This window comes from Viridibacillus sp. d25.2 (assembly GCF_055456015.2).
The window spans coordinates 432206-445588 of sequence record NZ_CM196652.1 but is presented as its reverse complement, the minus strand read 5'-3'; the positions used below and the strand labels follow the sequence as shown (position 1 = coordinate 445588).

Genomic DNA, 13383 nt, shown 5'->3' with positions numbered 1-13383 from the left:
GATTATATACTTATAAAACGTAAGTGGAAGGTTTACCGAATATCATTTACAATTTGTCATCCTCAACTGTATTTAGGTATTCTTCAATCGAATCAATAACAGATTCAACACAACCTTCTTCAAATGGTGATACTAGATTCGCTTCCGCTACAAGTTTAGTGAAAGATTGTGAACCGCCTAATTGGCAAAGGTGGATATAATCTGCCCATGCTTCCTCATGATTTTCTCTTGAACGTTTCCAAAATTGGAATGCACAAATTTGCGCTAGCGTGTAATCAATATAGTAGAACGGGCTAGCATAGATATGAGCTTGACGCTGCCAGAAACCACCTTGCTCTACATACTCAATACCATCATAGTCACGATGAGGCAAGTAAATTCCCTCTATTTTCTTCCATGCTGCCTTTCGTTCTGCTGGTGTCATTTCAGGGTTCTCATAAACAATATGTTGGAACTCATCTACTGCTACACCATATGGTAAGAATAATAATGCACCGCTTAGATGAGCGAATTTGTATTTCTCTGTATCTTCTTTGAAGAATAGCTCCATCCATGGCCATGTGAAGAATTCCATACTCATAGAATGGATTTCACAAGATTCAAATGTAGGCCAAATGTATTCCGGGATACCAATATTACGGCTTGTATATACTTGGAAAGCATGGCCTGCTTCATGTGTTAACACATCAATATCACCAGAAGTGCCATTAAAGTTAGAGAAAATGAACGGTGATTCGTAATCATCGATAAATGTACAGTAACCGCCCCCTTCTTTCCCTTTCTTAGCTACTAAATCCATCAAATCATTATCAATCATAAAGTTGAAGAATTCTGAAGTTTCCGAGGATAACTCTTCATACATTTTTTTACCGTTATCCACAATCCATTCCGGTGTTCCCTTAGGTGTCGCGTTACCTGTTAAGAAGTTCAAACCTTCATCTTGGTATTTTAATTTATCTACACCTATGCGTTTGGCTTGGCGTTCATATAACTTATTCGCTACAGGAACAATATAATCTCGAACTTGATCACGGAACTTTTTCACCATGTCAGCGTTATAGTCAATACGATTCATTTGAATATAACCTAGTTCTACAAAGTTTTTATATCCTAATTTCACAGCCATTTCATGACGGACTTTTACGAGCTGATCATAAATATCGTCAAATTTCGTTTCATTTTCTTTAAAGAAACCAAAGCTTGCTTCTTTTGCTTTTTTACGAGTGTCAGCGTTTGTCGATTCTCCATAAGGACCTAATTGTGCAAGCGTTAATACTTCACCGTTAAAGTCAATTTGAGCTGAAGCTACTAATTTAGAATACTCCGAAGTTAGTTTGTTCTCTTTCTGCATTAATGAAATGAGCTCTGGTGAGAACGATTTAATTTGGAATTCAGCTAGATCAAATAGCTGTTCTCCCCATTTTTCTTGCAATTCTTGTTTAAATGCTGAAGTTGTTAGTGCTTTATAGTACTCAGTGATTAGTTCATCCATCTCTGGACTAATTTCATCAAAGTAATCTCGTTCTTTTTGATAAAATTCATTGTTCGTATCGATAGAAGCACGAATTTCTACTAAAGTAGATTGCGTAGTGAAACTATTACGTAAATTATTAATAGCACCGATAACTGAACTCTGTTCTTCTACTGTTTGAGCAGCTTTAAATTCCTCTAATAGTTTGTGAAACTTACTTTTAGTAGCAGCTAAATCAGGTTGGTTATATTCATAGTCTTTAAAAGTTGTCATATGTATCCTTCTCTCCTTTATCTTTCGATAGTCGAAACGTTAAGTTTATTGTTCAATATTTTCAGAAATATTGCAACTATTATTGTCGTAATTAGTTAAAAAAATGGTATTTAATTACTTATTTAAAATACTCCGTCTAAAAGACTTATGTTTTAGCTCATTTTGTGCTAACCTATTTTCATGCCTAATTATAAAGTGAGGTGCTTTACATTGATAGGTCGTAACGATCCTTGTCCATGTGGCAGTGGTAAAAAATACAAAAAATGTTGTGGTAAAAGTGCAGTAGGCGATATTTCGACACTTGTAAGTGAAGATATCGATCGCATCGTAGAAGGTTTTGTAAAAGAATCCTTTAATACAGCTGACTATCATGCATTAGAAAAACGCAATAATCAATGGCAAAACGCATTAAATCATGCATTTGCAGACAGCTTAATAGATACAATTGCTATGGAAACATATATTTATATTGATCGCCCGAATTTGTGGAGAAACTATTTAAATAAACAATTAGCACAACCTATTCGTCCTCAAGTAAAAGATATTTTATCAGCTTGGTTAACTCCAGCCTTCTTACTTGCAAAAGTTGAATCGCAAAATGGCGAATTAATTACTCTAATAGATGAAGTATCTAAAAAACGTTACTTGATGACCGGCTCACCATCTAAGAAATTCAGCGGTAACTGGTTATTCGGTATTTTCATGCCGGATAAACGTAAAGGTGAAAATGGCTTAACTGCAACAAGTAGCGTTATTTTCATTCCAAATGACAAAGTTAACATTACACAAGCTTTACGTAATAAGCTTGAAAGTAACATCACTGATTCATTTGAATTGTACAAAACGTTCCTAGAAGCTGTTGCCCCTGCGATGCAATCAGAAGTGGCATCTACTGTAGTAGAAGAAGTACCTGTAACTAAAACTGTAGAAGAAGAGAAAACAGTAACAGAAAGTAAACTATCACCTTTCCAAACTGAAATTCTTGAACTAGTACAGCAATACGTAACTGAACACAATCTATCTGCAGATGCATTTACTGCCTTACTACAACAATATCTAGAACAAAACACAGTAAAAGCTAAAAAAGCGAATACTGTCGCTGCAGGTGCAGTACTTGCTGGACAAGCTGCTGCTATCATTCCTGAAGGCGGTTTAGTTAAAGTCAAAGATGTTGCAGCATACTACGAAGTATCCGCTTCATCTGTATCAAAATATCGCGACCAAATTAGCGAATTTTTAGCACAATAATAAAAAGGCGATCCATTTATGGACCGCCTTTTTATATTTATTTTAACGCTCGAATGAACTCCTGTAATAACGGTACATCGTCAGAATACGACATCGTTAACGCCGAAAGCTCTTCTCCCTTTTTCCATGCAATTTCATATATTAAATTGTCGGGATCTGCAATAACTTGCTCTCCACCTATAATTTCCACATGAAAATAATGTACGTCAATCTCAATACCTAGCGCTTTAAGTTCGTTTGACTTCGTATAAAGTTCTCTTATCACTTTTACTTCATAACCTGTCTCCTCAAAAAATTCTCGACGACAGCACTCCTCAAACGTTTCATTACCTTCGACACCACCACTAGGTACTGTCCACTTCTTCTCTTCACCTGGTGCGGCTTGAAGTACCATTAGTACTTCTCCGCTGTCATTTAGACAAACTCCTGCCGCACCTTGCCATTTATAAATACTCACTTAACAGCCTCCTATTAACTACTTCCCTAGTATATACGATTTTACTAATGCAAAACGTTCACGGAAGCGTACCTTTGCCTCAATAATTTTTGGCGTTTTTGCTGCAACGACATCCACTTTAAGATTCAGTCGATTAGCAAGCATCTTGGCTCTTTCTAAATGATAATCACTTGAAATGATTGTTAGAGAACTAATATCCTTATTCAATAACTCTAAAGAATAAACAATATTCTCATAGGTAGTTGTTGCTTTTTCCTCTATTAAAATACGGTCAGAACTTAAACCACGCTCTTCTAGATATGCTTTCATAACAGACCCTTCAGTAGCATCTTCATCCGGCCCTTGCCCACCTGAAACAATCAATTTGACTTGAGGATATTGCTTTGCATATTGAAGCGCAGCATCTAAACGATAGGAAAGCGATTTTGAAGGTACGCCCCCCTTCTTCACTTTTGCACCTAGCACCAGTGCATACTCATTCGAGCCATCCGCTATCGGCTCTGCTCCTTCTGAAAGCCATCTAGTTGTCACAACCCAAAACGTTACACCAGCAACGACAACAATGCCTCCTCCAATCATGAGAAGCCTCCTCATTAAACGTTTCAACATACCAACCTCTTCCACTTTTTATTTATAAACGAGAAAGATGATGGAAAAGATTCACAGACAAAAGAATTATAAATCTTTTTCTAATATTATTTTATGTGTACCCTTTTTACTTTTAAATGTTTCGATTACATTAAAACCATACTTAATATTAAGTATAAGCATCGCTCGACGGTGATTTCTCCCAATTGTGCGAATTCTTTTATATCCGCTCTCCTGCACTATTTTATGTTGTAGCTCCATTAAACGAGAAGCGATTCCTTGGCCACGGTAATCGGAATGAACTCCACCAAGCCAACTATAAAATTTTCCTTCTTCTATCGCATACCCTAATTTGAAGCCAGCTAGCCTAGTGTTATCCATAGCGACACAGCACAGCAATTGAGGTTTCTCCTTCAACTCACTCACCTCAAGCTCCGCGCCTTCAAACACATACTTATGAAGCTCTTGTATACCTTTGACTATCTCTTCATTAGAAACTCCCTTGAAATATGTATAATTCATTTTTCTCTCTCCTTCTAATCATCCGCAAAAAGTTCCTGTAAGATAGCTTCCCTATTATCTAAAAAACGCTTTGTTAAAATATAATGCAATGTTTCCTCATAACGTACTTCTTGAATAGGTTGACTATCAAAATCATAAATAGCCGCTCCTGGATAACCAAGTAAAATAGGTGAATGTGTTGCAATAATGAACTGTGCTTCTTGCTCTAGATCTTTCATAATACGCATTAAAGATAATTGTCTAGCAGGCGATAATGCTGCTTCGGGCTCATCTAATAAATAAATAGCTTTTTTACCGAAACGATTTTTGAAAAGTGATAAAAACGCCTCTCCATGTGATTGTTGATGTAATGATTTCCCACCATATGCCTTTAAATGATCGGGATCCGAATCGATATATGATGCAAACTCATAAAACGTCTCTGCTCGGAGAAAAAAACCATTCATCACTTTTGGTGACCATGACAACCGTAAATGATTACCTAAAACAGATTCTGCAGCATGAACCTCATATAAATTGTTGCGGCTTCCACCTGCTGTATTAAACTCGCATTTATCGGCGATACCCTCTAATAATGTCGATTTTCCAGAACCATTTTCACCGACTAAAAAAGTTACATTTTGCGTAAATTCTAATGTTTCAAGTGATTGCAAAGAAGGAATATTGAAAGGGTACTCATGTGAATTTTCAAAGCCTTCTCTTAGTAAAGTTACTTTCTTTAGAAACATGTCATTTTCCTCCTTCTGAATATCATAATTATATTAAAGATACCCTAAGAACTATGAATGCTCCAAGGGTATTTAAATACTATCTATGAATATTAATTATAATCTGCTTTGTAGAGTGCGACATGGAGCTACCTATCGTTGCAGGCATTGCCAAAAGATTTCAATCTACGCACTCATATAATATGGGGGGACTCCTATTTTTTCTCCAATTCGTTCTGAGATTAATTGTACTTCTCTTAAATGATTCGAGACCGATTGTTCCATCGAATCTGATTCGCGTATATGGGCTATGGCATTATCAACTAAGAATTTTGTTGATTATTCATAATTGCATTGTACCAATTTTTTTCTAATTTAGCGGTACTTTCTTATTCCTAATCGAATGACTTTTGAGACGTTAGGTCGCGTGCGGAATTTGATTGTTGCACTATCTCGGAGGATTGTTGCGCTAACTCCATCGATTGTTGTGTTATCTCGACTGATTGTTGCACTATCTCCATCGTTTGTTGCACTATCTCACCCGATTGTTATTTAGCAGAATATTCACGTCCTTATAAACTTTCAGCTCAATGAGTTCAAAAGTAATTCATTCTCAAAAAAGACTAGCCCATTAAATGTAGACTAGTCTTCTTTCCAACTATCTTAACTTCTTTTGTTTTCTTCTTTTTATCCTAAAAATCAAAAGTCCAGTCAACAGAAGTAATCCTGCAAATCCAACAATCCACCATTTTGAAACTGAGTTATTACTTGTCTCATGTTCACCTTGAGCTTTTAGTTGATTATTTGCTTTCACGTATTCAGCATTAGTAAAAAACTGCTTATTACTAGATTGTACGACTACCGTTGCTAATTTATCTGTGTTTATCATTTCATCAAGAAATTTATTCTCCATAAAACCTGGAGTTGACCCTTGATGATCAATGACAAGAATTGAATTGTTACCTTGACTCCAAGGATTTTTTTGAATCCAGCTAAATTGTTCAGCTGTTTCTGAAACAAAACCTTCATCAGATAATACAGCCCTATCTCCCTTATAAGTAACTATTAAATCATTTACCTTTTTTTGTAGTAAAGGTTGTTCTAGGGGGCCTCCGATAAATATAACATTCGCTTTCTCAACATCTTTAACCGTTACTTGATTCGCCGCTTTTAATTGTATAGTAGGATGTTGAGCACCTTGTAAAATTGCACTATATAACTTTTCTAATTGCTCATCTGCAACATCTGTTTTTTGAGGTAAAACAACAATCGGCATCCCCTCATCACTTACAAAAGGATAAGGAAACGCAGCAAATGTTGTCATCTTTGACTCATTGGCATTTTGCATTGGAAATACAAAAGAGCTCTCCTTCTCAATGTAAACCCAACGCTTCTCATCTGTTTCTTTACAAGCGTCGTTAACACTTAAGCCGGTAGTTTGGAATTGCAAATCAAGCAAACGATTATCCTTTATAACTTTAGCATCAATTGGTACTGTCACGGTGTAAGTACCATCCTTACTTTCCCCTAATGTCCGTAGATTTACTGAATGAGGTGTATTATTTACATTTACGATTAACTCGATATTCGTATCATTATCTATTTCCGTTTGCTCTTTTAATGATGTGATACTTTCTGATTTCTTTAATTTCAAATTTAGTGTAAATGCTTTATTTAATGGAACATTAGCTGACACGTGGTAATAATAATGCGCGCTATTACTACTTTGACTATCAAGCGTAATATTCTCTGCACCAAATTGTTCTAAGGTAGCACTTCCACTCTGTATCGGTTGCAGCTGCTTTGGTAATTCCTTTACTGACAAATCATAGCCACTCAGTTGTTTTGAAAATTGTGGATTAGTTAAAACTGCGATTCTTTCTTCTAAATCAGTCGCAGTGTTTGCTGTTACAAACATTGCTGAATTTTGTTGCTGTCCTTGTTTTAATGTACGAATGGATAAGTTAAGTGCATCTGCGGTTTGCTTCACATTAGCATCTTGCCATAGTTTTTTAATAGTTGAATTTGAGAATTCAGAGGGTACACCGATAAATACTACATTCTGATTTAATTCTTTTATTTTAGATTCTCGAGTAATTTGTACGACGTTTTTTCGAACTGACTGATTTGCCAAAAAACTAGTCAGCTGAAGTGCGCTATTCAACGTGCTTGTTGAAGCCTTATCCGGCATAACAATATAGACAGGTTGTCCCTCAGTTCCAACAAAATTAGCGGGATACTCCCCTAACGTAACATCGGATTTCTTCACTAGACCACTTAACTGATAATATGAATTAATGTTAAGTGTAAGCCAATTAGCTGAAGTTCCTTGCTTAACGCATATACCTTCTTTTAATACACCATAATATTTAACAGTGACAGCGTGAATACCTTCTTTTAAAGTGTCATCTTTAAGAGGAATAATCATTTCACGTACAGGTTTGTCCCCATGAATCGCGATTGATTTGACCATTTTATTATCCACACTAACTGATAGTGACGATGGCGCAATCAATAATTCTGAATTTTCGGTATTCAGTACAATTTTACTTTCTTTCCCTTTTGCATCTCCTACTAATTCATAGTAGAAAGTGACCTCTCCTGCTGGGCCATTTAGCGTAATGGGAGCATTGGTAATCGGTTGACGTGGGTTCGTGTCTTTAACATTATTCACCTTTAATCCGTCCACTGAAATCGTAGCACTAGCCTCACTCTTTACAGGAGTAATTGCCACTAGGATGATGCATAATAAACCCGCTATTAATAACTGATATCGCTTCATTTTTTTTCCCCTTTATCTTTTTGTTCAAAGCGCTCTGTTTTATACCATTTTACTTCTTGTTTAAATAACACCCTTTTCATTTCTAGATATAATGAATAGACAACTAGTACGATCCACATTTGTGAATACGTAAAGTACATTAATATTACATAAAAGAAATTTGTTCGGTTCATCTCAGCTTTTTCTATACTCAGCGTTATCATTACCTCAGCTAAGAATAGCAGGAATGCTAGAACCCATAGAGCAAGAGCTACATTACCAATTGAGAGATTTAAATCATAGAAGAGATTAATGATAAAAAGAGTATTTGATAAAATAACACCGAAGAAGAATAGGAAGTACGTAAAGAAAAAATAAAATAAATCAAAAATAATACGTTTACGTTTTAACTTAAAAAATTGTCCCAAGAACTTAAGAACAACATATTGATTTCCTCTTGCCCAGCGAGTTCTTTGCTTCCACCAAACATTTAGTGTTTCAGGTTCTTGCTCCCATGTTATAGCCTTAGGGAAAAATCGAATATGGTAACCCTTATTGTAAACGCGAATGGTTAACTCAGTATCCTCAGCTAATGCTTTAACATCCCAGCCACCAAGTTCTTCTACAATACTTCTTCGAATAGCAAAGTTAGTCCCCGGAATAGTTGCCACTTTGAACCATTTAAATCGACCACCTTGCGCCATCCATTGAAAACAAATCGTTTCAATATTTATAAAACGAGTAAGCCATGTTTTAGCTGCATTGATAACTCGAAATTTACCGACAACTGCGGCTCCTTTTGGATCATTTACTAAGCCCATTACTAGATACCACACCGACATTTTCTCCGGTGTATTATCAGCATCATAAACAACAATTACATCACTAGATGATTTTCTTAATGCTTCATTTAATGCTGAAGATTTGCCCTTCCCCTTATTTGGAGGCTCTGTTTCAATGACCCGAATAAAGGGGTACCTTTCTGTATATTGCCTAGCAATTTCACCTGTTCTATCAGAAGAATTATCATTTATAACTATTACTTCGAGTTTCTCTTTTGGATAGTGTAACCGCGACATTGCTTGCAAAGTTTGCCCAATTACAACCTCTTCGTTATGTGCCGGTATAAAGACACTTACCGTCGGCAGATCAACCATTTTCTTTTCCCATTTAGGAATAACACGCTCATATGTCCTAAAATGAAGATAACCGCCTTGCATTAAAAACATATGGTACAAAAGCATAATCCATATTAAGAATAGCGCAATGTAAAATAATATATTAGCCATTAAAATTTCGCTCCTCAAACAATCGTTTTCGCAGCTTTGTACGCAAGCTAACAACATAGATAAAGAATGCTATTACAAATAATGCGACGATAATTGCTAAAATCCATAACACCATTTCAAATGGATTCTCTTCCATTCTTTGCTTCACCTTGTCTGTCCATTTAATGTGAGAGACTACTTTTAGCTCTCCATTTTCCTTTTGCTGAATCATAATTTTATCAGACCGAACAGTTTGGTTCGTTTTTCGTAAATCGAGCCATTCTATATTAGGTACTGCTTCCATTAAGCTCACCATTTCCGGTAAGTATTCCATCCCAAGATACGGATGATAAAATCCTCCAATAACCGAACCAGGAACTTGTTGCACTTTTTTTATATTTTCTCCTATAGTTTTTAATGGGTTCGGCAAACTAGGATCAATAAAACCAATTGTCTCAGGATATAAAGTCATATCTTTTAACAAAGAAGGCTGGCCGATCATCAACGGAGAGCCCATCCTTTTCCATGTATCATCTGATAATTGAATTTGCCCAAATATGGATGTAAATTGTTTTGCAATGAATTGATATCCTTCGGAGCTCATAGCATAATGTGGCGCTTCAAAGGATATCGGGTACAATTGCAACTCAGTTAATTTTTCAATGGAGCTCTTCACCCTCTCTTCAATATATTGCTTCTCTATCTCATCAATAGATTCAATATATTGTTGAAATGCTTTTTCCGTTGTAAAATCAGCTCTTTTTCTTAATTTTTTTGGTTCTTCTTCAGCATTAATAGATGAAATTTTTTGGTTATTTATAGAATCCCAAAATTCGAAACCTTCTCCTGTTTCTGTATGACGATACGTATGTGTATAGCCATGTGCGATAACCATTCCACCTTTTTTTTGTAAATAGCGCAATACTTTAACGAGTTCTTTTTTATCCTCCAATTGAACTTGTTCTCCAGTCTTACTATTAACATAGACAGGTATAATAGCCATATAAAAAGGAATCCCCTTTTCTGCTAAATATTCCCCAGTTTCTTTCACAAGCTTCGGGTCCGAAATAGGAGAAATATCTTCTAAACGGATATATGCCATATGATTTAAGGGGGCTGGCAAATCAAGTAGGTTAAATAATTCTCGTGATAAAATATAATTGTCATTGGACATAAAGTTTGATTTTGCAATGAAAGACGTATTTCTATCTTTCACAATAACAGGATATTTGGCATCTAAATTAGTACCTTCAACTAGTACATCACTGCCCTTTGGTGGCTTTACATATTCTATATTCGTTAGCTTAGAAAGAGGCTCTCCATCCAAAGTACGTAATGATTGGACACCCATAAATCCCCATTTCTCAAACCGAGGTAGTTGCTCAGCATTTTTCCCGAAAACAATTAAATGACCATTAAATTGTTTTACTGACCTTAAAAATTCTGTTGGTAACTTGCCCTTATCCTCTCCAACAAATACCACAACATCTGTATCTTTTATGATCTCTGACGTTACTTGTTGAACACTCATTAACTGAATTTGGTCAGTTATTCCCGCAAAAATGGCTTCAAGCAGAATGGTATCAGAATTGGCAATGCCATTTGCTGATTGATAAGCCATTACTATAGTAGGTTTCTTCTGTTCTGTTGAGGCTTTAGCGAATACAGGTATGCTTTGAATACATAAAACAATTAAAATGGATAACACTAAAAATAATTGTTTATAATTCATAAGAGACCATCTCACTTTCAACTCTATTAACAATCTCCTCATATGAAGTATCTAGTTTCGGCTCATATACAAAATAACCCGTACGGAATGTCAAAGTTACATATTTGTGATTTAATAACTGATGCGTTTTAATTTTGCTAGCCAGTTTATCAATTACTAAGTCAATTGAATTACCACCTGTTTCCGTCAATAGAATAGCAAAACGATCTGTATCATACCTAAACTTTTTATCTGTCAAACGCATTGCCTTATCCATCGTTTGAGCTAATCCTTGAAGTAAATGCTTCGTTTCTTTATCACCATAAAGTCTATTAAAATCTTTTAAGTGGTCAATCTGTAATAGAATTAAAGTAAAAGATTTACCGTAACGGTCAACACGCATCATTTCTTCTTTTATCGCCATTCCCATTCGATAGTTGTTATCAAAACCTGTTTCAACATCGACTGCGACAAAATTGCGCACTTCTTCTTGTAAACGCTGATTAATCTTTTCCTGGGCAATAATTATTTCTTGCAGACGCCCTGCAATTAACACCAAAACAATCAGCATTAGCCCATATACCAAAAACAGCTGTACCGGCATTGTAAAGCTAATTGCAATTGCACTATTAGTAAAATTAAAATAAAGCAAAACACTACCAATAATAAAAATAAAAATTAAACTAAAAACCAAACCCGTTACTGTTCCAAAAAATAAGCTTACAATAATTAATATGATTAGAAAAATATATAAAAGAATTCCTTCTCGTTCATAATTCAACATGAAATAAGAAGGAATTTGCAATAACAAAATAAGAATCGTAATTAAGAACAACGATTGCTTATTTATGTTTAAAAACTGCCCCATTCAGTCCCTTCCTTTCTGCAATTAAAGGCAATAAGTTATCAAATGCATGTGTTTCTTGCGTGTATACATCAATGTACCCACCGTAATATTCCTGTTTTTTATTACTTTGTTGTAAAATCTGCATTCTATTATAAAGTTGCTGCGCAAACTTTTTATCACCACGTTCTAATGAAAATAAGATGCCCAATGCATAAACGGAAGCAGCTTCATAATTTACTGTTGGTTTAAGTGTCTCTGCATCATAACGACCAAATAGTTTTCCTCCATTTGTATCAAAAGCAATTTTCAAGCATTTCAGCAGCTTGTCCGTGTTGCCTTTCCATTGAGACAAATGATACCCGACATATAGCTGGTCAATTAAGTTGATTTCTTCATCATAGTAATAAGTAGCTTTTTCCACATCGTAATACTTTGGGTAAAATCCATTCTTAGAGAGCGGAGCCTTTAATAGTAAATTACGGTTTGCTTCATATACATCAGAGGATATTAATCCCGCACTTTGTAAATGATCAAAACCAGACGGAATGATATAACTAATTGTCACTTCGTTACTTTGCTTCTTACTTTTTAAATCTACATAATCAACCATTAGCTTATTTTTCATTTGGATACTAACAAAACTTTCCCCTATTTGTTGAGCCATTTTTGTATACGCTGGTTTTTTCCATCTCTCACCTGCATTAAACAAAGCATCTACAATGCGTAAATCATCAATAGCAGCATTTACAGTGGCTTTCTCTTCTCCATTTAGCTCCCAAGCAATTAAATTATCTTTAGTTAAAAAACAATGGCGGAGTACTTCAACTTGATTGTGAAACTGATTAAAGCTATCTCTTTCTACCAAATATTGCATCCATAATCCTACTGATTCAGATAAATAATTATTAGTTCGATCTGTCAAATTGGTTTGTATGCGGCCATTCTCTTGGATAAGATACTTTCGGATAAATTCTTCTGTTTCAACTTTAGCCAACTCCGCTTGGAGCATCGTTATTTGCTTATCAGATTGTTCAAATGAAGAACACGAGGTTAAAAAAAGTGGAAAAAATAGCAATAGCATTGTAAGGATTCTCATATATAATACCCTTCCTATCAGGTCTACTGGTTAGCCAAAATTAGGTAAACCGATTACCACGTGTATCAATCCCCCTTTAATGGCTTTATTAAACATCTGGTGAGTTCCCCTAATACTTATGAGTTATATTAATTAATTGAAAAAGATATATCTAAATAGAGATCACACTTTTCAATAATTAAAAACAAAATTAGTATAAAAACAGTATTTCAGACCTTGTTATTATCACATTTTTACAATTTCCCATACTTCTCAATACCATTTTACTGTTTTATATTTTATTTCCACAATGTAAAATTAGGTATATTTTATTATACTAGAAGTAATTTCCTCTGATATTTTGTAATAATTCTATCTAGAATGGCTGTTTTTTTCTTACTAACATATAAATACAACATTTATCTTTGCATAAAAAAAAAGCACCTCTTAGTCGA

12 protein-coding genes are annotated in these 13383 nt (G+C 35.1%); 1 reads left to right on the top strand and 11 read right to left on the bottom strand.

Annotated features, from left to right (window positions below):
• Positions 1-46 precede the first annotated feature (46 nt).
• Positions 47-1744: a M3 family oligoendopeptidase gene (locus ACZLO7_RS02285; RefSeq protein ID WP_464940830.1), complete on the bottom strand. Its 1698-nt coding sequence runs from the start codon at positions 1742-1744 to the stop codon at positions 47-49.
• Positions 1745-1954: 210 nt separating this feature from the next.
• Here ACZLO7_RS02285 and ACZLO7_RS02280 point away from each other — a divergent pair, with 210 nt between their 5' ends.
• Positions 1955-2992, top strand: coding sequence for a YecA family protein (locus ACZLO7_RS02280; protein WP_464940829.1), 1038 nt, complete (start codon positions 1955-1957; stop codon positions 2990-2992).
• 37 nt (positions 2993-3029) lie between these two features.
• Here the strand turns inward: ACZLO7_RS02280 and ACZLO7_RS02275 are convergent, their stop codons facing one another.
• From ACZLO7_RS02275 to ACZLO7_RS02230, 10 genes are all read right to left on the bottom strand, one after another.
• Positions 3030-3443, bottom strand: a complete 414-nt coding sequence (locus ACZLO7_RS02275; RefSeq protein ID WP_464940838.1) for an NUDIX hydrolase — start codon at positions 3441-3443, stop codon at positions 3030-3032.
• Between the two features lie 24 nt (positions 3444-3467).
• On the bottom strand, positions 3468-4028 hold the full coding sequence (locus tag ACZLO7_RS02270) for a YdcF family protein (RefSeq protein WP_464940828.1): 561 nt from the start codon (positions 4026-4028) through the stop codon (positions 3468-3470).
• A 96-nt stretch (positions 4029-4124) separates the two neighbouring features.
• Positions 4125-4559, bottom strand: a complete 435-nt coding sequence (locus tag ACZLO7_RS02265; RefSeq protein WP_464940827.1) for a GNAT family N-acetyltransferase — start codon at positions 4557-4559, stop codon at positions 4125-4127.
• Positions 4560-4573: 14 nt separating this feature from the next.
• The gene (locus tag ACZLO7_RS02260; protein ID WP_464940826.1) at positions 4574-5287 is read right to left on the bottom strand and encodes an AAA family ATPase; all 714 of its coding nucleotides are present in this window, start codon (positions 5285-5287) and stop codon (positions 4574-4576) included.
• 374 nt (positions 5288-5661) lie between these two features.
• Positions 5662-5799, bottom strand: coding sequence for a hypothetical protein (locus ACZLO7_RS02255; RefSeq protein WP_464940825.1), 138 nt, complete (start codon positions 5797-5799; stop codon positions 5662-5664).
• Between the two features lie 125 nt (positions 5800-5924).
• A complete protein-coding gene (locus tag ACZLO7_RS02250) occupies positions 5925-8048 on the bottom strand; it encodes a cellulose biosynthesis cyclic di-GMP-binding regulatory protein BcsB (protein WP_464940824.1) in 2124 nt (707 codons plus the stop codon).
• A complete protein-coding gene (locus ACZLO7_RS02245; RefSeq protein ID WP_464940823.1) occupies positions 8045-9316 on the bottom strand; it encodes a glycosyltransferase family 2 protein in 1272 nt (423 codons plus the stop codon). Before ACZLO7_RS02245 ends, ACZLO7_RS02250 begins: the two co-directional genes overlap by 4 nt.
• Positions 9309-11027, bottom strand: coding sequence for a DUF2334 domain-containing protein (locus tag ACZLO7_RS02240; protein WP_464940822.1), 1719 nt, complete (start codon positions 11025-11027; stop codon positions 9309-9311). Before ACZLO7_RS02240 ends, ACZLO7_RS02245 begins: the two co-directional genes overlap by 8 nt.
• Positions 11017-11874, bottom strand: coding sequence for a diguanylate cyclase domain-containing protein (locus tag ACZLO7_RS02235; RefSeq protein WP_464940821.1), 858 nt, complete (start codon positions 11872-11874; stop codon positions 11017-11019). The genes ACZLO7_RS02240 and ACZLO7_RS02235 overlap by 11 nt, the downstream gene beginning before the upstream one ends.
• Positions 11849-12949 (bottom strand): glycosyl hydrolase family 8, encoded by a 1101-nt coding sequence (locus ACZLO7_RS02230; protein WP_464940820.1) that lies wholly within the window; start codon positions 12947-12949, stop codon positions 11849-11851. Before ACZLO7_RS02230 ends, ACZLO7_RS02235 begins: the two co-directional genes overlap by 26 nt.
• Positions 12950-13383: the final 434 nt, after the last annotated feature.

What these genes read in the sequence shown, in the direction of transcription:
- ACZLO7_RS02270 (WP_464940828.1), bottom strand. Translation starts at nt 4,028, where the DNA reads ATGATTGGAGGAGGCATTGTTGTCGTTGCTGGTGTAACGTTTTGGGTT.
- ACZLO7_RS02260 (WP_464940826.1), bottom strand. Translation starts at nt 5,287, where the DNA reads ATGTTTCTAAAGAAAGTAACTTTACTAAGAGAAGGCTTTGAAAATTCA.
- ACZLO7_RS02250 (WP_464940824.1), bottom strand. Translation starts at nt 8,048, where the DNA reads ATGAAGCGATATCAGTTATTAATAGCGGGTTTATTATGCATCATCCTA.
- ACZLO7_RS02230 (WP_464940820.1), bottom strand. Translation starts at nt 12,949, where the DNA reads ATGAGAATCCTTACAATGCTATTGCTATTTTTTCCACTTTTTTTAACC.
- ACZLO7_RS02265 (WP_464940827.1), bottom strand. Translation starts at nt 4,559, where the DNA reads ATGAATTATACATATTTCAAGGGAGTTTCTAATGAAGAGATAGTCAAA.
- ACZLO7_RS02235 (WP_464940821.1), bottom strand. Translation starts at nt 11,874, where the DNA reads ATGGGGCAGTTTTTAAACATAAATAAGCAATCGTTGTTCTTAATTACG.
- ACZLO7_RS02285 (WP_464940830.1), bottom strand. Translation starts at nt 1,744, where the DNA reads ATGACAACTTTTAAAGACTATGAATATAACCAACCTGATTTAGCTGCT.
- ACZLO7_RS02245 (WP_464940823.1), bottom strand. Translation starts at nt 9,316, where the DNA reads ATGGCTAATATATTATTTTACATTGCGCTATTCTTAATATGGATTATG.
- ACZLO7_RS02240 (WP_464940822.1), bottom strand. Translation starts at nt 11,027, where the DNA reads ATGAATTATAAACAATTATTTTTAGTGTTATCCATTTTAATTGTTTTA.